The sequence below is a fragment of the Novosphingobium aureum genome (assembly GCF_015865035.1).
Classification (GTDB): domain Bacteria; phylum Pseudomonadota; class Alphaproteobacteria; order Sphingomonadales; family Sphingomonadaceae; genus Novosphingobium; species Novosphingobium aureum.
Genome location: NZ_JADZGI010000002.1, coordinates 158,545 through 178,446 on the forward strand (window position 1 = coordinate 158,545; position 19,902 = coordinate 178,446).

16 protein-coding genes are annotated in these 19,902 nt (G+C 64.7%); 8 read left to right on the forward strand and 8 right to left on the reverse strand.

Features of this window, described 5'->3' with window-relative positions; all coding sequences use genetic code 11:
- Positions 1-21: 21 nt before the first annotated feature.
- The 4 genes from I5E68_RS13880 to I5E68_RS13895 all read left to right on the forward strand — a co-directional run bounded on the left by I5E68_RS13880 (position 22) and on the right by I5E68_RS13895 (position 4,420).
- Positions 22-1,419 (forward strand): alpha/beta fold hydrolase, encoded by a 1,398-nt coding sequence (locus tag I5E68_RS13880; RefSeq protein WP_197165066.1) that lies wholly within the window; start codon positions 22-24, stop codon positions 1,417-1,419.
- A 32-nt stretch (positions 1,420-1,451) separates the two neighbouring features.
- On the forward strand, positions 1,452-2,201 hold the full coding sequence (locus I5E68_RS13885) for a GntR family transcriptional regulator (protein ID WP_197165068.1): 750 nt from the start codon (positions 1,452-1,454) through the stop codon (positions 2,199-2,201).
- 46 nt (positions 2,202-2,247) lie between these two features.
- The gene (locus tag I5E68_RS13890) at positions 2,248-3,180 is read left to right on the forward strand and encodes an alpha/beta fold hydrolase (protein WP_197165070.1); all 933 of its coding nucleotides are present in this window, start codon (positions 2,248-2,250) and stop codon (positions 3,178-3,180) included.
- A gap of 424 nt (positions 3,181-3,604) precedes the next feature.
- Positions 3,605-4,420, forward strand: coding sequence for a ferredoxin--NADP reductase (locus I5E68_RS13895; RefSeq protein ID WP_197165072.1), 816 nt, complete (start codon positions 3,605-3,607; stop codon positions 4,418-4,420).
- An 87-nt stretch (positions 4,421-4,507) separates the two neighbouring features.
- On the opposite strand, the gene I5E68_RS13900 is transcribed toward I5E68_RS13895, so the two are convergent.
- Positions 4,508-5,758: a glycosyltransferase family 2 protein gene (locus tag I5E68_RS13900; protein WP_197165074.1), complete on the reverse strand. Its 1,251-nt coding sequence runs from the start codon at positions 5,756-5,758 to the stop codon at positions 4,508-4,510.
- Between the two features lie 240 nt (positions 5,759-5,998).
- Between I5E68_RS13900 and I5E68_RS13905 the strand changes: the two genes are divergently transcribed.
- Positions 5,999-7,684 (forward strand): mechanosensitive ion channel family protein, encoded by a 1,686-nt coding sequence (locus I5E68_RS13905; RefSeq protein WP_197165075.1) that lies wholly within the window; start codon positions 5,999-6,001, stop codon positions 7,682-7,684.
- A gap of 32 nt (positions 7,685-7,716) precedes the next feature.
- Here I5E68_RS13905 and I5E68_RS13910 read toward each other — a convergent pair whose 3' ends face one another.
- From I5E68_RS13910 to I5E68_RS13925, 4 genes are all read right to left on the reverse strand, one after another.
- A complete protein-coding gene (locus tag I5E68_RS13910) occupies positions 7,717-8,574 on the reverse strand; it encodes a bile acid:sodium symporter (RefSeq protein ID WP_197165076.1) in 858 nt (285 codons plus the stop codon).
- Between the two features lie 143 nt (positions 8,575-8,717).
- Positions 8,718-9,302, reverse strand: a complete 585-nt coding sequence (locus I5E68_RS20175) for a hypothetical protein (RefSeq protein WP_228727199.1) — start codon at positions 9,300-9,302, stop codon at positions 8,718-8,720.
- Complete coding sequence (locus I5E68_RS13920; RefSeq protein WP_228727200.1) at positions 9,299-10,150, reverse strand: DUF2092 domain-containing protein; 852 nt, start codon at positions 10,148-10,150, stop codon at positions 9,299-9,301. The genes I5E68_RS20175 and I5E68_RS13920 overlap by 4 nt, the downstream gene beginning before the upstream one ends.
- 189 nt (positions 10,151-10,339) lie before the next feature.
- Positions 10,340-11,290: a hypothetical protein gene (locus tag I5E68_RS13925; RefSeq protein WP_197165077.1), complete on the reverse strand. Its 951-nt coding sequence runs from the start codon at positions 11,288-11,290 to the stop codon at positions 10,340-10,342.
- A gap of 260 nt (positions 11,291-11,550) precedes the next feature.
- Here I5E68_RS13925 and I5E68_RS13930 point away from each other — a divergent pair, with 260 nt between their 5' ends.
- Together I5E68_RS13930 and I5E68_RS13935 are read left to right on the forward strand one after the other, a co-directional pair.
- Complete coding sequence (locus I5E68_RS13930; RefSeq protein ID WP_197165078.1) at positions 11,551-12,201, forward strand: YidH family protein; 651 nt, start codon at positions 11,551-11,553, stop codon at positions 12,199-12,201.
- A 572-nt stretch (positions 12,202-12,773) separates the two neighbouring features.
- Positions 12,774-13,391 (forward strand): sensor histidine kinase, encoded by a 618-nt coding sequence (locus I5E68_RS13935; protein ID WP_197165079.1) that lies wholly within the window; start codon positions 12,774-12,776, stop codon positions 13,389-13,391.
- Between the two features lie 233 nt (positions 13,392-13,624).
- On the opposite strand, the gene I5E68_RS13940 is transcribed toward I5E68_RS13935, so the two are convergent.
- Entirely contained in the window at positions 13,625-14,275 is a 651-nt protein-coding gene (locus I5E68_RS13940) for a response regulator (RefSeq protein WP_197165080.1), read from the reverse strand.
- A gap of 512 nt (positions 14,276-14,787) precedes the next feature.
- Between I5E68_RS13940 and I5E68_RS13945 the strand changes: the two genes are divergently transcribed.
- A complete protein-coding gene (locus tag I5E68_RS13945) occupies positions 14,788-16,308 on the forward strand; it encodes an arylsulfatase (RefSeq protein WP_197165081.1) in 1,521 nt (506 codons plus the stop codon).
- 292 nt (positions 16,309-16,600) lie between these two features.
- On the opposite strand, the gene I5E68_RS13950 is transcribed toward I5E68_RS13945, so the two are convergent.
- Both I5E68_RS13950 and I5E68_RS13955 read right to left on the reverse strand, forming a co-directional pair.
- Positions 16,601-16,834: a hypothetical protein gene (locus tag I5E68_RS13950; RefSeq protein ID WP_197165082.1), complete on the reverse strand. Its 234-nt coding sequence runs from the start codon at positions 16,832-16,834 to the stop codon at positions 16,601-16,603.
- A 573-nt stretch (positions 16,835-17,407) separates the two neighbouring features.
- Positions 17,408-19,714 (reverse strand): TonB-dependent receptor, encoded by a 2,307-nt coding sequence (locus I5E68_RS13955; protein WP_197165083.1) that lies wholly within the window; start codon positions 19,712-19,714, stop codon positions 17,408-17,410.
- Positions 19,715-19,902: the final 188 nt, after the last annotated feature.

Here is a 19,902-nt window from a genome sequence, read left to right on the forward strand (position 1 = left end):
CGATCCGAAAGACTCTCCAGGATGCAGATCACCAGGCACTTCGTCGACGTCGGCACTCGCCGCGTGCATTACCGTCGCTGCGGGAGCGGCCCGGTAATCCTCATGGTTCACCAGAGCCCGCGCTCCTCGACCGAGTACGAGGCCCTGATGCGCACCTGGGGCGAGACCCATACCTGCATCGCCCCCGACACCCCCGGCTTCGGCCAGAGCGATCCCCTGCCCGACGAGAACGCGACCATCGACGACTTCTCCGACGCGCTCGTCGGCCTGCTCGATGCGCTCGGCTTCGACAAGGTCGCGGCCTACGGGTTCCACTCGGGCGGCACGATCCTCGTCAATACGCTGGCACGCGCCCCCTCGCGCTTCACCGCGCTCGCCATCGGCGGCTTCGCGATCTGGACCGAGGAAGAGAGCAAGGCGTTCTCGCAAAGCTACCTGCCCGCATTCAAGCCCTCGGCCTATGGCGAACATCTTGCCTGGTTGTGGAACCGCATTCTCGAGCAGACCTGGTTCTTCCCCTGGTTCGATACGCGCAAGGCCGCGCGTATCGGCGTTGCTCATGACGACGTCGCGCGGGTCGATGCAGTGATCCGCGAGATGCTCGATTCGGGCGATGCCTACCGCGTGGGCTATGGCGCGGTGCTGCGCGCGCCGCGTATCGTGCCTGCTCCCGGCGAAGAGACGCGCCCGGTCCTGATCAGTGCCTACGAGGCCGACGTTCTCTACGAGCACATCGACCGGCTGCCCGCGCTGCATCCCTCGTGGGAAGCACGCAAGCTGGCCACCGCCGCTGACCAGCAGCAGGCAAGTCTCGATCATCTGGCCCCGCACGCCCAGTCCGCCCCCGCAGTCATCGGCGAATGCGCCGACGAGGGCTTCATCACTGTCGACACCCCCGGCTTCACCGGCAGGCTGCACTGGAAGGGCACAGGCCAAACGCTCAGGGTCCATGCCCCGGGCCAGTCGGTCGAACTGCTCGACCTTGCCGGAGCCAAGGCAATCGACCTGCCCGGCCACGGCCTGTCCGATGGCTGGGAAGGAGCCGCCCCCGCCGACGCTGCACCCTGGCTCGCGGTGATCGAGGCCGCGCGCACCGCGCTTGGCTGCACCGAGATCGACTTTGCCCCCGCTCCCGCGGGCGATCCCGAGCTGCTCTACCCCGACCTCGCTCCAGACCGCTTCGGCAGCTATCTCACCAAGGCCTGGCAAATCGTGCGCGCGGGCAAGTTCTTCGCCCCGTGGTACGAGGCCGGCGCGGCCAATGCGATCGACTTCACCCCCGAAGCAATCGCCCCCGAGGCGCTGCGCATCGAGCACCGCGCCCTCTTGCGCTCGAGCGCCGCACGCGAATGGGCCGTGACCCGCGATGCGGTCGCCCGGACGATCGGGCTTGCGAACAGAGACGCTGACGGCCACTGAGTTGAAACTACGTTCGAAATTTCAGGGGTACGATGGATATAGCGTCGAAGCAGGGAGGGCCGCGATACCTGCAGCTGGCCGACAAGCTGCGCCAGGCGATCGAGGATGGTACGCTTACCCCCGCGACCCCGTTCCCCACCGAACTCGAACTGTGCCGCGAATATGGCGTGAGCCGCTTCACCGTGCGCGAGGCCCTGCGCTGCCTGCAGGAAGAACGGCTGATCTCGCGCCGACGCGGCTCGGGCACGGTGGTCGAGCCCCCGCACGTGCAGGCCAGCCCGACCTTCCAGTCGCTCACCAGTCTCGACGAGATGCGCCAGTATGCCCGCGATTCGCGAAGTGCGCTGGTCCCGATGGGGGAGAAGGTGCTGCCCGGCACGATCGCCCGGCAAATCGGTCCACATGGCAAGACCGACCGGAAATGGGCCTTCCTGCATGGCGTGCGCAGCGCCGGTGGCGGTCAGGACCGGCCAGTCGCAGCGATCGACTGCTACATCCGCGCGGACCTCGCGCATCTGGTGCCACAGCTCGACCTCACCTCGCTGGCACTCTTCAGCCAGCTCGAGGCGCTCGGCGATCTCAAGATCGGGCGCGTCGTCCAGCATATCTCGGCGGTTCCTGCCAGTGCGCCGATGGCCAAGGCACTACAGATCCCGCGCCGCCGCCCGTGCCTGCGCATCCTGCGCATCTATCACGACAGCGAGGGGCGCCCCTTCGAGATAACCAACACCTACCACCCCGGCGAGGCCTTCAGCTATTCGATGGTGATCGACCCCGAGTAGACGCGAGGCATCCCGCCGCCCCCACCAAGAGAGGGAAGGCACGAAGATGACACGCGTCACACGCACTTACGTCGAGGGAAGGCACGGGCAGGTCCACGCCCGTGTTGCAGCCCCGGACGCGAACGCCTCCACTTCGGGACGGCGCCCGGTGCTGTTCATCCACATGAGCCCGATGACCGGCCGCATCTTCGAGCGGCTCGTCGGCGAAACTGGCGATGATCGCCTCGCCGTCGCCTTCGACACCCCCGGCTACGGCCACTCCGATGCGCCAAGGCGGCAACCCTCCATCGAGGTCTATGCCGATGCCCTCCACGAGGCGATGGCAAGCTTGATGGCTCAAGGTACCCTCCCCCCTGCCACGCGCTTCGATGTCATGGGCTATCACACCGGCGCGCTGGTTGCCGCCGCGATGGCCGCGCGACATCCCGAGGCGATCGGCAGGCTCGTCCTCGTCGGCGCACCACTGTTCGATTCCACCGAGCGCGAGACCTTCCGCAGTTACTACGGTCCCCATAGCCATGCCCCGAGCGAGGACGGCAGCCACCTTGCCCGGCGCTGGCGCGGCTTCTGCCACCACTACCGCCGCCCCGGGATGAGCCTCGAGCAGGTCGCCGAGCACTTCGAGGAGGCCCTCACCGGCGGGGACAAGGCCTGGTGGGGCCATGCCGCTGCCTTCGACTACGATCTCGAGGCTGCACTGCGCGCCCTTGCCCACCCGGCACTCGTCCTGCGCACCGGCGACGACCTTGCAGCCCAGACGGAAAAGGCACGCGGCATCTCGCCCCTGCTCGACATGCTCGATGTACCGGGCTGGGGACATGGTTTCGCCACCAGCCACGCCGCCGAAGTCGCCGCGCTGTTGCGCCACTGGCTCGACGCCGGGGATTCCCACCGCGCAGCGCGCGAGGCGCCGCTTCCCGAATCGGCGCAGGGCCCGTGCTGGCCACCCGCCGAAGCGGGCAGCTTCGCGCCGCGCTGAGCATCGATGTAACGCCGCCAACCACCCACTATTGCAATCCATTATCAACAAGGCTAGTCCATCGCCATCGCGACCGGCGCTTGCCGGGAGCGATGCGTGCCACTGCAATGCTTGGCCTTTTCCTTTGGGCAAGAGGCTGGCGCGATGGTGCATTGCGGTGGATTTGCCACCCGATGGTAGAAAACTTTTGTCCCGGCCAAGCAAATTTCGGCGGCCTTTCAGGCGCCTTTTTCTTGACCGGACCTCCGGATTGCGCTTGACGCACGCCGGACATTTGGACGGCGGCACATCCGCATCCATCGGCTCTCCCACCGCGCGGTCAGCACCGCGATTGCAGCGGGGAACCGATCCGGACGGGACACGTCGCCAGCGCTTTCGCGGCACCAGCCGCACACACCATTTCGTGCATACCGAGGACCAGAGAATGAGCAACGGAACCGCAGAGGCAACGACCCTTGAGCCGACCACGGCCCTGAGCGTCGAGACAGTGCGTTCTGTCCATCACTGGAACGAGCACCTGTTCAGCTTCAAGATCACCCGCCCCTCGACCTTCCGGTTCCGCTCGGGCGAATTCGTGATGCTCGGCCTGATGGGCGACAACGGCCGCCCGCTGCTGCGTGCCTACTCGATCGCCAGCCCTTCGTGGGACGAGGAAATTGAGTTCCTCTCGATCAAGGTCCAGGACGGCCCGCTGACCTCGCGCCTCCAGAACATCCAGGTCGGCGATCAGGTCTTCCTCGGCCGCAAGCCGACCGGCACGCTGGTCACCGACGCGCTGCTTCCCGGCAAGCGCCTCTTCATGTTCTCGACCGGCACCGGCCTCGCCCCGTTCCTCTCGCTCGCACGCGATCCCGACGTCTACGAGTGCTTCGACCAGGTCGTCGTGGTCCACTGCGTGCGCCGCGTCAGCGACCTCGCCTTCCGCGAGGACCTCGAGAGCCAGCTCGCCAACGACCCGCTGGTCGGGGACGAGGCCCTGGTGAAGTTCACTTACGTGCCGACCGTCACGCGTGAGGAATTCCACACCACCGGGCGCATCGGTGAGATCATCGAGAACGGTCGCCTGTTCGAGGGCCTCGAGGGCGATGCCCGCCTCAACCCCGAGACCGACCGCGTGATGCTGTGCGGCTCAATGGCGATGATCAAGGACTTCTCCGAGCAGCTCGAGGGCCTCGGTTTCGTCGAGGGCGCGAACAACAAGCCCGGCGACTTCGTGATCGAGCGCGCTTTCGTCGGCTGACCCCGACGCCGTCACGGCAAACACGAAAAGGGCCGGATCGCCGAGAAACGATCCGGCCCTTTTCGTTTGGCCCCGCTACGCGGCGGGTCAGGCGTCGCGGTAACTGAGGTTGTCGAGCAGGAGCTTGAGCACGAAGCCTGCCAGCACCATCGTCACCCCGGCGACGCAGGCGGTGGTGAGGATGAAGGCAAGGTGCACCGACGCTTCCATGCCGCCCCCGACCAGCAGCCAGTGCAGCGCAAGCCAGCCGTCGGCAAGAATACCGAGCCCGGCAAGACCCGCGCCAGTGGCGATCAATGCTTCGACCGGGCGCGTGCGCAAGAGCCATGGCACGAGCTGCCCGCGCGAGAGCGGCTGGTAAGTGGCGATCGCCACCTTGGCGAGCGTGCCGAGCAGGATCGCACTCAGGCCGATCAGTGTCGCCATGGTCGAGAGCGCCACCCAGTGGATGCCGAAATATTGCCCGGCGATGGTCACCGGTCCGCGAGCGAGCACACCGAGCCCGACGAGCCCAGCCAGCATCAGGGCAAGGCCGGGTGCAAGGTAGAGCCGGTCGGGCGCGTGTGCGACGATCAGACGCAAGTGTCGCCAGCCATCCCGGAACGAGCGCAAGTGGGGGCGACGGTCGCGCTTGTCGGGGTAGAGCCTGATCGGAACCTCGGCGATGGCAAGCCCCGCGCGCTGCGCGTTGATGACCATCTCGGAGGCGAACTCCATGCCGGGCGAGCGCGCGGCGATGCGCCGATAGGCCTCGCGCGTGAAGCCGCGCATGCCGCAATGGAAATCGCGGATAGGGGTGGCATGTGCCACGCGGCCGATGGCCGAAAGCACCGGGTTGCCGAAGTAGCGGTGGAGCGCCGGCATCGCACCGGCCTCGATGCCTCCGGCGAAGCGATCGCCCATGACGAGGTCCGCGCCCTCGCGCAACACGGCGACGAACCGGGGAATGTCGCTCCAGTCGTAGGAGTCGTCGGCATCGGCCATGACCAGATAACGCCCGCGCGCCGCGTTCGCGGCGGCCTGCAAGGCGGCACCGTAGCCCTTGACGGGCTGGTGCGCGACCCTTGCGCCCATGCGCATCGCGATCTCGATCGAGCCGTCGCTCGAGCCGTTGTCGCCGACCACGATCTCGCCCCGGATGCCCGCGGACGCGAAGGCGCGCTGGATCTTCTCGATGCAGATGCCCAGCGTTCGCTCTTCGTTGAGACACGGGATGATCGCGGAGACCTCGACGTGTTCCTGCGCGCCGGGCAACACGTCGAGCACGCCTTCCAGCGCCGCCGATGCGGTGTCGAGCGGCTCGATGAGACCGGCAGAAAACTCAGGATTGTCGCGCATTTATGGCACCCCCGTTAGCCATGCGACACTGGCAGGAATTGGTTAACCCGCCGTAAGCGCCAAGCGGCGTACCTGCCTTCCCGCGGGAAAAGTCTGGACGAGGGTCATTCTCCTGCCGCGCTTCTCAGGGTTTGTGCCGATGGTCGCTTGCGCAGCGAGCGGGAAGACTTGCCCCTCCCGAACCGGGATCCGCCCGCGCGCCGCGCTCGCGCGCAGACCCGAGCCGACCGGAGGATGCCCTTGAAGACCCGTTTGCGCCGCGCTGCGCCCACCTTGCTGATTGCCCTTGGCCTCGCCCTCGCCTCGCTCGCCGTTCCGCGGCCATCGTGGGGCGCGAGCGGACCCGCTAGCACTTCTGAAGACGCTTCGCAGGACGAGGCGGCAAAGGACGAAGCCGACACCTATGGCCGGGACAATCCCCGTGCCATGCTTATCGGGCTGTTCGAGGCGCTCACCGCCAACGATCTGCCGCGACTGGTGCATTATATGGAAGGCGAACAGCCCGGCTCGAAGGCCAGCTTCCAGCGGGCGGCGCGGCTGGCGGAGGCGATGGACCGCTACGGCAAACTCAAGGCGCGCATCGCCCTCTCGCTCGATCCCGAAGGCGACCTCGATGACGGGCTGCCTCCCGACCGGGAAGACATCGGCACGCTCGAACTCGAGACCGGACCGGTCCCGATCATGGCCCGCCGTATCACCGCCAGCGAAGCGCCGACGCCGCGCGCTGCCCCGCTCGAGACGGCCACCGACGGGGCGGACGGCGGGCAAGGTGCCTTGTGGCTGATCTCCCGCGAGAGCGTCGAGGCGGCCATCGCTGCTGCCCCTGCGCTCGCACCGGGCGACGACAGCGCCCTACACGTCAAGGAGCGCACCATGCTGCTGGGCGCCCCGCTCTCGAGTTGGGCACTGATCGCCGGTGTCGGCCTGGCCCTGTTCATCGGCATCGTCCTTGCCTTTCGTGCGCTGTGCAGGCTGATCGGGCTGGAACAGGCCGGGCGCGCGCACCAGCCGGGGGCCGAGATCATCATGGCGCTTGCTCCACCCGCCGCGCTGATCGCGGTCTATGCCGCGATCGAGCATTTTGCCGCTCCGCTTGGCGCGGGACTGGCCGAACGCACCGCAATAGCGCGCTATTCGGGGATCGTCGTCGGACTGGCGGCGGTCTGGCTGGGCTGGAGGCTGACCGGGACGCTCTCACGCATCGCCGTGTGGCGCATGCGCGCAAGGGAGCAGATGCAGTGGATCGGCCCGCTCAAGTTCGCGATGCGCATGATCCGCCTGGGCCTCGTTGCCTATGCCGTCGCTACGCTGCTGGCCACGTTCGCGATCGATGTCACTGCAGGGCTCGCGGCGCTGGGCGTGGGCGGCCTGGCGCTGGCTCTGGGCGCGCGCAAGGCGGTCGAGGACCTTGTCGGCAGCATCTTGGTGCTGTCCGACAAGCCGGTGCGCGTGGGCGACTTGTGCAAGGTCAACGGCCATACCGGCCACGTGCTCGACATCGGCCTGCGCTCGACCCGCATCCGCACGCTGGACAGGACCATCCTCGCCATCCCCAACAGCCACTTCGCCGACGGTGAGATCGAGAACCTGGCTGTGCGCGACCGGTTCTTCGTCGACCAGTACTTCGGTATTCCCTTCTCAGCGGGCAGCACTGGCATCATGCGCACGCTCGAGGCGGCGCGATCGGTGATCGCAGCCAATCCCGACTATATCGAGGAGACCTGCCCGATCCGCTTCCTCGGCTTCGGCGACTGCTCCTACCGCTTCCGCATTCATGCGCATCTGCACTGCGATTCCTTCGCCGACGGCTTCTACCGCCAGGAACGGCTGATCCTCGCTGTGCTTGAGCGGCTGGAAACGATGGGGCTCGAAGTCGCCCTCCCCGCCCAGCACCTCGAACTCGCCGGCGACGCCAGTCGCAGCTAAGGGTGTCCGGACTTCGCGCTCGGCATCGCCGATCATTCGCCGTTCGCGGTCAGCATCTTCATGCGCTTCATGAATGGAATGCACAGGACCGTGGAGAGCAGCAGCGAAAGCACGATCGCCGCCGGCGCGAGCTTGGCTTCGGGAAATGTCGCGGAGGCAATTGCCACGGCAACACCGGGATGGCGGGTCGAGGCCGCTAGTGCCAGCGTCGCGCGGTCGCCCCGGTCGAAACCGCCAAGCGCATAGCCGGCGATGAGCCCGCCGACGATGAGGACCGCAAGCACCAGCAGCGTTCCCTCGCCGATCACCGCCTTGATGGCGGGGAACATCAGCACGAGCAGCACCACGAGCACCACCAGCAGAATCGCCGATCCCAGCTTGCTGGCGATATCGGCAACCTTGAGCCGCGCCGTGCCCAGCATCGGCGCGGCCCCCAGACCAAGCAGCAGCGGCAGGATCACCGTCATCACCAGCGGCTTGGCGACCTGCCCCGGGGTGATCCCGGCCTCGACGTGAAACAGGCTTCCCGCCAGAGCGACGCCGAAAGGTGCGACCAGTACCGAAACCACGGTCGCGCCGAACAGCAACCCGGTGATGTAGCAGCCATCGCCGCCTGCCTTGAGTTGCTTGCCCGGCAGGATCGGGGGCAATGGCGAGAACGCGATCGCGACAAGTGCGACTTTCACTGCCGGATTGAGGTCGAAGGACTTGGCCATGAAGATCGCCAGCGCAGGTACCACCACGAACATCGCGATGAAGGCACCCAGGCCGAGCCGCCAGTGCGTGAACAGATAGAGCAGGTCCTCGCGCTTCGCGCGCAATGACAGCGCAAAGAGGATCAGCACGATGCTGAGCACCATGGCGAGCTTGAGGATGAGTAGGGCGTTCATGGCAGTCTCCCGCCTCCTCGCCGACATGGCGCCGGAGGCTCCGGACAAAGTGGAGTACCGATTATGTCCGCGCGGGCAGCGCTAGCCGCGTCCGGCGGGCTGCATTCCCACCGCCGGACGCGACACGCATGCCGCCACGCGGGTCAGCGCGGCGGATTGACCACGACGTATTGGACCGAGGATCCGGAATACTGCGGCTGGTACCAGGTCGACCCGCATTGCGAATAGCTCACGCCATTGACCATGACGGTGCTGCAATTGGGCGGAATACTGCGCACGATCGAACCCACGACCGCTGCCGTCACCGCGACCGTCGCCGCAGTGCGGACCGGGTGCCAGTGATCGTCCCAGTCGTCCCAGTGATCGTGATGATGGTGGTTGTCGTAATGACGGTTGCTGTTCACGTTGACATTGTGATTGATGTTGACGTTGGCCGTGTTGCGCGCCGGGGGTCGCGAATGCGACGGACGGTTGTTGTTCGGTCGATTGCCGGGACGTTTCGAGGAAGGCCGGTTGGGTTTGTTGCGGTTGGGCTTGGCACGGTTAGGCTTGGGTCGCGGAGTCTGGGCCGCAGCCAGCGCCAGGGTCGAACTGCCCGGACCATTGTGAACCAGCGCTTGCGGGGCGGGTCCTGCCAGCCCGGTATCCAGTGCCATGGCGGGGGCCCCGCTCATCACCAGCGCCAGCGATCCGACGGCCAGCAGGCCGCGCTGCATCGTGCCGATCATTGTTCGCTCTCCTCTTGGTCGTCGACTTCCTCGATCGCGATTTCATGCGCATCGGCCGGCGGGGCGAAGGCGAGGCTCGCCTTCTCGATCGGGGTATCGATGTCCCAATGCAGCACCGCGGTATATTGCGGCATGGCCGGATCGACGCGGCTGGTGATGACGATCTTGCACGGCAGCATCTTGCCGCTGTCCTCGATCCATACCTGCCAGTCGACCTTCTCCTGCCGGAAGGCGTAATGCATGCAGGTGCGCCCGGTGATCGTCTCGGGCCGGACCACCATCGCCTGCTTGACCCGGGCCCGAACCGTCTGGTCGGTCCCCCAGGTGAACAGGTCCGCAAGCGGCACCTCGATCCCGAACTCGGTGCGCGCCTTGTCCAGCGTCATGCCGATCGTCGCGGGGGCATCGAAGCTGGCGTAGAAGCCGAGCTTGGGGGAATAGATCGTGAACTTCGCCCCGTCGTAATACATCTCGCGGGTACGCGTGTCGGAATCGGCGACAACCTTGAACGCGTCGGGCCGGGCGACCTCGAGGTCGAGCGTCCCGCCGAACTCGATCTTCTGCCCGTCCTCGAGCACCACGTCGGTGGTGACGTCGGACTTGACCTCGAAGCTGGTGAGGGTCTGCAGCGCAGCCGCCATGCGGTCGAGCGCGGATATTGCCTCGGGCTCGATTACAGGCGCGGCGGGTGGCGCTGCCTCTTCGGCAGTGTCCGCGGCCTCCTGCGCCGCAGCCGCAAACGGCATCAGGGCACAGGCTCCGAGCACGAGGCCAAGCTTTGCGCCAAGCCTCGGGCGAAACGGTGCGATTGCGAGGAACGACCTGGGAATTCGACCTGTTCGGGTCATCGGCTCCGTCCTTTCCATTGCTGCCGGGACGCTGCATCCACCGGCTGCCTCTCTCTGGGTCCTGTCAGTTCTTGTCCTGTCAGCACTTTCCAATATGGCCGGATCGCGGCGCGCGCCCATCGGGGTTTGTGCTGGCTCGCACGGGGGGTCACCCCCCTGTCCCCGCTGCAAGGTCTGGTCCGGACCGGGCTACTTGGGGAACAGGAAGGTCGCGATAAAGCGCACACCCCAGCGCGGGCCGCCTGCAGGCCGCTCGACATAGTAGCGCGTGCCAACGCCCAGGCTGAGTGCCTGCTTGTTCACGTGGACCACGTGGCTCACGGTGAAGTTGACCGGCACGGTCCAGGCCTTGCGCTTCCAGTCATAGGTGGTCTCGGTATTGAGTGCGAAGCTGGTGGAATCGGGCAAGGTCTTGGTCACGAAGGGCTGCAGGAAAGTGGCGGAGACATCGCTGCCACTGTCCTTGCCCGCGAACGACCACACGTGATTGGCCAGCATGCCGATGGTCACACCCGCCTTCTGGCGCAGCACCACCGCAGTCGGCCCGGCACCGAACTTCTTCGTACCGAACGCGGACGATCCCGTCGGCCACAGGATCACCGGCCCCACCCCCCAGGTCACTCCGTCGACCGCCTTCTTGGGCGAGAGGAAGAAGCTTTGCACGGTATCGCCGAGGCCGGTGTCGCCCCCTGCCCCACGCACGGTTTCGCTGGCAGAGATGACCGGCAAGATGGTGCGGGTTATGAGATTCCAGTCCTGCCCGACCGAGATCGGGATAACGGGCTGGATATTGAGGGTGAAGCGGTCGCCCTCGGCCGGTCCATAGCAGCAATCGTAATTGGCCTGGAACGGCACCGAGATGAGGTTTGAGATCGGGTTGGCAAGCTGCTCGGCCAGCGCGGCACCGTCACCGCCGCCTCCCCCGCTCGCGGCTGTGTCGCCGGGTTCAGATGCCTGCGCAGGTGCCCCGAGCGGTTCCGAAGAGCCTTGCGATGCAGGCTCGCTCGTGACCGTTTCGGCCGCGCCGGTCGCCGCTTCGCCCAGCCCGGCTTCGCCTGAAGCCGCTCTCGCCTGAGCCGGGCTCGTCGCCATGATGATCGCGACGGCAAATCCCGCACATGTCTCGCTAAGCCGTACCATCTGACCTCCCTGATTTGAGGCCGGATCATGGCAGCGCGCGATCAGCGGCAGCATCGGGGCAAACCTTAGAAACGGGCCGGATTTGCCCAAGCCTCCCCGCCTCCTGCGGGAAATCACCGCAGTTCCACGGGATTAGCCCTGATAGGCGCCACCGCGAAGCGCACCGACTATCCGGGTAAGACACCGTACAGCTTGCACGGTCACCCGCACCGAGTCCCAGGGCCTGGGCGCAAGGCGAGCAGGACAGGAACAAGCAGGACATGGCAAGAAAGTCCGGACCCCCACCTTATTATCCTCCCGAGGTCGAGCCGGAGAGGCCCGGCCGGGTGCGGCCCGAGCCGGTGCCGCCGCTGCCCAAGATCGCGCCTGAGGAAAAGGCCGAGGCCTCGACCATATTCTCGCGCTTTCGTACCGGCCTGTCGCGCCGGCGCACCTCGCTTTCCGAACACCGCACGGACCTTTCGGAATTCCGTACCGACTTGTCCGAGCACCGCACCGAACTAGGCATGCGCCGCACCGGCATGGCGATCCACCGCACGCGCATGGCGGCAGATCGAACCTTGATGGCCGAGATCCGCACCTCGCTCTCGATGATCGGCTTCGGGTTCACCTTGTACCAGGCCTTTCGAAAACTCGCCCAGACCGGAACCTTCGAAAGCGACAACGCGCCGCGCAACTTCGGGCTGACACTCATCCTGCTGGGAATGCTGATCCTGGTCGGCGGCATCTGGCGCCATGTCCAGTTTGCGCTAAAACTGCGCGCCATGCGCAAGGCCCTCAAGGCCCAGCACCTGATCCACGCGGAAACTCCCTACCCGGTCTCGATCAGCCTTGTCGTCGCCGTCGGCTTGTTCGTGGTCGGACTGCTGACCGTGCTGACGATCACCTTGAACCTGTCGCTCTTCGGCTGAACCTGTTCGACCGACAAAGGCCCGAGGCACGGCTTGCGCAACCTTCTGCAGGTGAAGGCTGCGCAAGGCTGCCTCGTCGGCACCGACGTGACCTCAATACAAGCCCTCGGTTCCGATTCGCGGTTACCCTGAGTCGCCACATGCCTGCATCGGCGCCGAATTGAGTTGGTGCCGCATTTTTACAATGCATTGCAGATGAGCGCAGGTAAGCTTGTCAAATACGGAGAGAAGAGCACAACTCATTGTAAGTGCTATAGCTATTAAGGTTAATTAATATTGCTATAAACGACATTCCATAGGCATGTATAATTGCCTTGCAGTAATGTAATACCAAGTAGTATCACTATGTTCACTGGACGATCACCTAGACCGATCCGGGAACAAATCTGGCTGCAACCGGCGCAATGGGGGTGCCTATGCAATCAACCGACCCAAGGCTCTGGACGAGAACAAGTCTTGACCAGGCAACGATCGAGCTGTCGCCCGAAGTTACTTCCCCGGGCAAAGACAATCCTGAACGGACTGCCCGGATACCTTCTCCGGGACTTCCTCCCTATCTCAAGCTCGCCTTGATGAAGGCACGTGACGATGAAAGGCGCGCGATCGCTCGCGACCTGCATGACGTTACCGCCCAGCTCTTGCTCGAACTCGATTTCACCATCAACGCGATGGAGAACGACATGCCCGGCAAGCAGCACAGCGCCGACAGCGCCCACGAGATCATTGCCCGCCTGCAACAGCAGGTGCGCTGCCTGACCTATGTCCTGCACCCGCCCGAACTGGAGGACCACGGCCTTGATACAGCGCTTGAAACGCTGGCGCTCGGCATGGCCGCCCGGACGGGCATCGACATCAGTTTCCGCAGCCGCGACTACGCGAAGGGCCGGGTTCCGGTCGACATGGAGATGGCACTCCTGCGCGTTGGCCAGGAAGCCTTGATGAACGTGTTCAAGCATTCGGGCTCGCAGCGCGCGGAAATGCGATTGCACTGCTGCAAGAGCTGGATGTGCCTGCGCATCCGCGACTTCGGCCTCGGGCTGAGGGCAAGGCACGCAATCCGCAGCGGCTCGGGCGTGGGCATCAATGGCATGAAGGCACGCATGGCGGCGCTGGGCGGCGACATCTGCGTTCGCCCGCTCGAAGGCGGCACCTCGGTCACGGCCGTAGTTCGAATGCCGGGCCTTTCCTGACGTCGCATCGAAACCGCGCGACTAGGGTCAGGCCCCTAGGCTCAGGCTGGCACTCGCGTCACGCCAATGCGCATGTTCGCGGTTTACCCTGCCATTGCGGGAGCAGGGATAGCGATACCTACGCAATACCCCTGAGCAACGCCTAGGGCAGAGCCCGATCCGGTATCAGGGTTTATACCTAGAGCCAGACTTTGCCCCGCCTCCTGCGGAAACGCCCCTTCCGCCCCGGCATTTCACGGTTCTATGATATTGTTGCGTACCGCATAGCGCACGAGGTCGGCGGTCGTCTTGAGATCGAGCTTGTGCATGGCTGCGGCGCGGTGCGTTTCGACCGTCTTGATCGACAGCCCCAGTATCGCCGCGACCTCCTTGTTGAGACGTCCCTCGGCAATGAGCTGGACGATCTCGCGCTCTCGCGGGGTCAGCGCCGTGCCGTTGGAATTCTTGCTAGCGGATTCGATGAAGCGGTCGAGCAGGGTCTGCGAGACATTGCCCGAGAAATAGGGCCGGCGCATCGCCAGGGCCTCCACCGCCGAGATCAGGTGCTTGCTGGCATCGGACTTGAGCAGGTACCCGCGCGCGCCCGCCGAGAGCAGTTCGGCCAGTACGTCCTCGCGGTCGTGCATGGTGAAGATCAGCACCTCGGTGCGCGGCAGTTCCTTCTTGATCGCGCGGGTCAGTTCGAGACCGTTCATCATCGGCAACGAATAGTCGATGATGGCGATATCGGGCCGCACCGAGCGTGCCAGTTCGAGCGCCTCGCGCCCGGTCGCGGCTTCGCCGACCACGCGCCAGTCGGGATGCACTGACAAGGCCGAACGCACACCCAGCCGAATGGCCTCGTGATCGTCGGCAAGGATGATGCGGCGCACCGGACTGCTCATGTTCTTCTCCGCTCAGGCGGCAGCTGCGGACCGCCTGCCGTTCTGCACGTTGGCACTGTCCTCGTTACGATCACAAGACACCATCGGGGAAACCCCTATTTCCACAAGACTAGGTCCCCTTTTGGCAAGTTAAACGAAGAAACGAGCCGCCGGACACCATAGAGCGCCCGTCGTTCCCTCGACAACTTCGTGCCTGCCGAATGCGCGTCCTCCCGCCGGGGACACGCAGCGTCGCCACGACACTTCGCTGCCCTTGTCGATACCCTTGCGATCATCGTTTCCCGCGCAAGCGATTGTGCGCCAAGAAATACGCCGCACGCAGGATGTTACCAGACGTGCAACAGGCGATAATGCGGGTCAACCGAGAAACTTAACCCGTCCATCTAGGCGTTTCCCCCCATGCCCAACGCCGACGATCTGGTCGAGAGTTTGCGTCCGAGGCCGGACCTCGCCGCCACCGAGTACTCCGGCCCGGACCCATTCGCATAACGATAAGCGCAGGAGACAAGCCGATGGCCACGAAGAAGAAGCCCAATATCCTAGTGATCTGGGGCGATGACATCGGTTGGCAGAACGTGAGCGCCTATGGCCTTGGCACGATGGGCTACACTACGCCCAACATCGATTCCATCGGCTATGGCGGCATCCGCTTCACCGACCATTACGCACAGCCTTCGTGCACCGCGGGCCGCGCCTCGTTCATCACCGGCCAGTACCCGATCCGCTCGGGCATGGTGACCGTCGGACAGCCGGGCGAGCCGCTCGGCCTGCAGACCGCCTCGCCTTGCCTCGCCGAGGTACTCAAGGCGGCGGGCTACCGCACCGGCCACTTCGGCAAGTCGCACCTCGGCGATCGCAACGAGCACCTGCCGACCAACCACGGCTTCGACGAGTTCTTCGGCAACCTCTACCATCTCAACGTTTCGGAAGAGGACCAGCAGCGCGACTATCAGGCCTTCGCCAAGGCCTATTCAGGCAGCCTCGAGGAATACGAGAAGAAGTTCGGTGCGCGCGGCGTGCTCCACACCTGGGCCATTGACGAGGACGATCCGACCGAGGATCCGCGCTTCGGCAAGGTCGGCAAGCAGAAGATCGAGGACACCGGTCCACTCCATCAGGAGCGCATGCACGAGATCGACGAGAAGGAATTCATTCCACCTGCGCTCGAATTCATGAAGAACGCGAAGGACGCGGACGAGCCTTTCTTCGTGTGGCTCAACACCAGCCGCATGCACCTCTACACCCGCCTCAACGACAAGTGGCGCTATGCCGCCGAGAAGTACTCGTCGGAGGCCGACCTGCACGGCTCGGGCATGATGCAGCACGACCACGACGTCGGCATCGTGCTCGATTTCCTGAAGGAGATGGGCCTCGAGGAAGACACGATCGTCTGGTACTCGACCGACAACGGCCCCGAGCACTCGTCCTGGCCGCACGGCGCGACCACACCCTGGCGCGGCGAGAAGATGACCACCTACGAGGGCGGCATCCGCGTTATCTCGATGTTGAAATGGCCCGGCGTGATCGAGCCGATGCAGCTCAAGAACGGCATCCAGTGCCACCAGGACATGTTCACCACGCTCGCGGTCGCTGCCGGGATCGAGGACGTGAACGAGAAGGTCATGGCCGAGAAGCAGCAGTACATCGACGGGGTCAACAACCTGCCCTACTGGAAGGGCGAGAGCGAGGACTCGGCGCGCAACCACCTGTTCTTCTACAACGAATCCAAGCTGGCAGCGCTGCGCATGGGCCCGTGGAAGTGGCACTTCTCAACCACCGAGGACTACTATGGGACGATCACCGGGCGCTCCAAGCCGCTGGTCTTCAACATCCGCATGGACCCCTTCGAGAGCTACGACAATTCGGACAGCTACGGCCACCTCATCCAGAAGGTCTCGTGGCAGACCGGCCCGCTGGGCGAGCTGATGAAGGAACACCTGATGACGCTGGCCCAGTATCCTCCGGTCCAGGGCGGCAAGAGCTTCGACATGTCCAATGTCGTCGAGCAATTCATGAGCAAGGGCCACGATTGAGACACGCCGATTGTCCGCTCGCGCCATGAAGCACTAGGGAGGCGACTCCCGGCCGGGCCGCTCCCCCACCCCCCCGGGGCGGCCCGGTTCAGCACCCCGACGCTCCCCCCCAGGGCGTCGGGGAATTCGTCGTTGCGGCGCATCGGAGCCGGACGGTCAGGTGTGGCTCAGCCCAAATGCAAACGGTCCCCGTTCGCCTGGCCTGCGAGCCGGAGCGACGGGGACCGTCGTTGCATCTCGGTTGCCTTGCGGGACGGATCGGGAAGATCGCCCCCGCAAGGATCGCGTCAGATCAGCATCCGCGCGACTTGTACTGGTTCGCGATTGCCTTCTCGATGCCCTTGCGGCCATTCTCGTTGGCATGCGCGTAAGCCTTGAGCAGGCCCTTGGGCAGCGACTTGTTGAACGACTTGGCCTCAACCTTGCCGAAAGAGGACTTGTCGAAGGTGCCCTTGGGCGCGGCGAGCGCCGGGACCGAGAGCGTGACGGCCATGCCGGCCGCGACCAGAGCAAGTGCTTTCTTCATAGTGTACCCCCATGTGGTCTGGATCGAACGTGGTTGCGATCCGTGGAACGCCCTAAGCCGGGAAGGAGGAACCGGTTCCGGGCCACCGCATAATCGGCGCACAAGGCTTTAACCCGGCCTATGAGACAGCCTGAATGCGCATCGTTAACCGCAACTTCACCATGCCCGGTCAGCTGGGAACAAGCATGTTAGGCAACGCGAAACGGTCCTTTTCGCGCCGCAATATCGCAATCGCGAAAAACTGGACGGCACCGTTCAGGCCAGCCCCCCAACCGACTAAGGCTGGTCATCTAATCGCACCGCCCCCGCTCGCTTCGCAGGCGCACCGAGGAACACGTTCCGGCACATTGGCGGTCACCATCCGTTAACGTTTTGCTTGCGCCATGCTCGCGGGGCAGGAAACGCATGCGCATCCTGAACGGTCCGGACAACGAGAAAAGGGCCGGCACCTGCCCCCCGCAGGTACCGACCCTTTTCCGCATGACGGGACCCTTGGTCCCTACAGTGCTATCCGCCGCGGAGGGAACCTGGACGCGGGCCAGGATCACGGCGGACAGCCTCCCCCCTGTGCAATCAGAACTGCCCGGTGAAGCGCACCCCGATGGTGCGCGGCTGCACCGGGTAAAGACGAACGCCGTCGATCGAGTCGTTGACGCCCAGAACCGCGAGCTCGTTGCCCAGATTCTTGGCGTAGAGACTCGCCTCCCAACCGTCACCGCGAACGCCCGCACTGGCACCGACCAGCCAGTAGCTCGGCAGCAGCGTGTTGAACTGGTTCTGGTCGTTGAAGCTCGAACGGCTGGAGCCGCGATAGACGACATTGCCGCCGAAGAAGCCCGACAGGCTGTCACTGAGGCCGAACTCATAATCGGCGTTGGCGCCGCCCGACCACTGCGGCGAGAGCGGCACACGGTCGCCTTCGAGACCGATCGTTCCGGCATCGAGCACGTCGGCGGGCAGGTCCTCGGCAAGCTTGGAATCGACGTAAGTAACCGAGCCGTTGAGCGAAAGCCCCTGCATCGGGGTCAGCGTCAGGTTCAGCTCGACACCGTCCGAAGTCGTCTTGCCAGCATTGATGGTATAGGCAAACGAGCCCGCAGCGCTGGCCGAAAGCTGCTGGTCGGTCCAGTCGACATGATAGCCGGTCAGGTCGAAGAACAGCGCGCCGCCGAACAGATAGCCCTTGGCACCCAGTTCGTAGCTCCACAGGCTATCCGGACCGAAAGTGCCCGGGAAGATCACGCCGGCTTCCTGCGCAAGCGAGGTCGCGGTGTTGACGCCGCCGATGCGATAGCCCGAAGCGGCACGGGCATAGAGGCTCACGTCAGGGGTCGCTTCCCACAAGAGCGCGAAGTTGTAGCTGGTGTTGCTGTTGGTACCCTTGTTGTCCCCGGTGACGCTGGGCGTGGTGACCTGACCGAAGATGAAATCGGGATAGATCGTCTGCAGGTTGGTCACCACGTCGCGGATGTCGGCCTCGAAGTAGCGCAGGCCAACGGTCGCGGTGAGCGTGTCGAACATGGTGTAGTCGACCTGACCATAGAAGGCGAACTGGTCGATCGTGCGCTCGGTATCGGTACCGAACTCGTAGACGCTGTTACCCCAGCCCGGCTGTACGTAGGGACGGCACTCGTCATAGCTCCAGCAGACCGGCACCGAGTCCGGCGCCTGAATGGCGTTGGTCTGGGTGTGGCTCTTGGTGTGCTCGTAGTAACCGCCGGCGACAATCTGGAACGGGCCGTCGAAGTCAGACAGGAAGCGCAGCTCGGTGTTGACGTCCTCGAACCACACGCGCGGTACGAAGCTGAGGTCGGCGAACAGACCGTAAAGCTCGTTGGTCGGCGTGGAATCCTTGGGATTGCGTACGTTCTGGTCGGTATAGTTGACGCTCGCGATGATCGAGCCGAAGTCCATCTTGTAATCGGCGGTCAGCGAGGCCAGCGTATACTTGTCCTTGAACACCTCTCGCGTGGGCGAGGTGTTAAGGTAGTCCTCGTTGGCCATCTGGAACGCCTGCGAACCATCGACGTCGATGCGCTGGTGCGTGAACGAGCCCAGCAGCGAGAAGTCCTCGGTCACCTGCAGCAGCGCCTCGGCGCGCACACCGCGCACGTAGCGGTCGTTGGCGTCCTTGTAATACGTGGTGTCGTTGACCAGCTGGTCGATGAAACCGCCGCCAGTCTCGGCCCAGCCGGTCACGCGCAGGCCGAACACGCCCTCGACGATCGGGGCATTGATGGTGGCATTGCCCTGCGCGAGCGGATTGCCGTCATCGACGGCGGCAAGGTCCATGCCCACGCTGCCGCCCCAGTTGTAGAGGTCGGGCTTCTTCGTGATGATACGCAGGGTACCAGCCATGGAGCTGGTGCCGAACAAGGTGCCCTGCGGCCCCTTGAGCACTTCGACACGCTCGATGTCGTGAAGGCGCAGGCCCGGCTTGCCATCGCCCAGGATGTTGCCGGCCTGCCCGCCCAGTACCGCGGATTCGTTGAGGTACATCGCCGAGGTCGCGCCGACGTTGGAGGTGATGCCGCGCAGGATGATCTTGTTCTGCGCCGCGCCGTAGCTCTGGATGTTCACCGAGGGGTCGAGAACGCGCAGGTCCGAGATGTCGTTGACCGCGAGGCGTTCGAGCTGTTCGCCCGAAAAAGCCGTGATCGAAAGCGCGGTATCGGTGATCGTCGCATCGCTGCGGCGCGTCGCACTGACGACGATGGTGTTGGCGCTGGCCGCTGCAGCGGCATCGCTGGCTGCACTGGCCTCGGCGGCCGTTTCCTGCGCTGCTGCGGGCATGGCGATACCAAGGGCAGCAAGCGAGATCGAGGCCAGAAGCCCCTTGCCGGCGACACCGAAAGCGGACGATCGATTGATTGAGCTCATGTTTTCCCCTTCAAGATCAGAGATCTGGTCTCCGATCCTCCTGCGTTGGTTCCCTTGCCGCGCTGACCGCAGTCTTGGATATATTCTTGCTGGCAACGCCTGTCGGCCACCCCGCCTCCAGAACGTCTTATGATGTGATTGTCATACAAAATTTTTGCGTTCGCAAGAGCAAAAATTTGACATGTCGC

What these genes read in the sequence shown, in the direction of transcription:
- I5E68_RS13880 (WP_197165066.1), top strand. Translation starts at nt 22, where the DNA reads ATGCAGATCACCAGGCACTTCGTCGACGTCGGCACTCGCCGCGTGCAT.
- I5E68_RS13885 (WP_197165068.1), top strand. Translation starts at nt 1,452, where the DNA reads ATGGATATAGCGTCGAAGCAGGGAGGGCCGCGATACCTGCAGCTGGCC.
- I5E68_RS13890 (WP_197165070.1), top strand. Translation starts at nt 2,248, where the DNA reads ATGACACGCGTCACACGCACTTACGTCGAGGGAAGGCACGGGCAGGTC.
- I5E68_RS13895 (WP_197165072.1), top strand. Translation starts at nt 3,605, where the DNA reads ATGAGCAACGGAACCGCAGAGGCAACGACCCTTGAGCCGACCACGGCC.
- I5E68_RS13900 (WP_197165074.1), bottom strand. Translation starts at nt 5,758, where the DNA reads ATGCGCGACAATCCTGAGTTTTCTGCCGGTCTCATCGAGCCGCTCGAC.
- I5E68_RS13910 (WP_197165076.1), bottom strand. Translation starts at nt 8,574, where the DNA reads ATGAACGCCCTACTCATCCTCAAGCTCGCCATGGTGCTCAGCATCGTG.
- I5E68_RS20175 (WP_228727199.1), bottom strand. Translation starts at nt 9,302, where the DNA reads ATGATCGGCACGATGCAGCGCGGCCTGCTGGCCGTCGGATCGCTGGCG.
- I5E68_RS13920 (WP_228727200.1), bottom strand. Translation starts at nt 10,150, where the DNA reads ATGACCCGAACAGGTCGAATTCCCAGGTCGTTCCTCGCAATCGCACCG.
- I5E68_RS13925 (WP_197165077.1), bottom strand. Translation starts at nt 11,290, where the DNA reads ATGGTACGGCTTAGCGAGACATGTGCGGGATTTGCCGTCGCGATCATC.
- I5E68_RS13930 (WP_197165078.1), top strand. Translation starts at nt 11,551, where the DNA reads ATGGCAAGAAAGTCCGGACCCCCACCTTATTATCCTCCCGAGGTCGAG.
- I5E68_RS13935 (WP_197165079.1), top strand. Translation starts at nt 12,774, where the DNA reads ATGAAGGCACGTGACGATGAAAGGCGCGCGATCGCTCGCGACCTGCAT.
- I5E68_RS13940 (WP_197165080.1), bottom strand. Translation starts at nt 14,275, where the DNA reads ATGAGCAGTCCGGTGCGCCGCATCATCCTTGCCGACGATCACGAGGCC.
- I5E68_RS13945 (WP_197165081.1), top strand. Translation starts at nt 14,788, where the DNA reads ATGGCCACGAAGAAGAAGCCCAATATCCTAGTGATCTGGGGCGATGAC.
- I5E68_RS13950 (WP_197165082.1), bottom strand. Translation starts at nt 16,834, where the DNA reads ATGAAGAAAGCACTTGCTCTGGTCGCGGCCGGCATGGCCGTCACGCTC.
- I5E68_RS13955 (WP_197165083.1), bottom strand. Translation starts at nt 19,714, where the DNA reads ATGAGCTCAATCAATCGATCGTCCGCTTTCGGTGTCGCCGGCAAGGGG.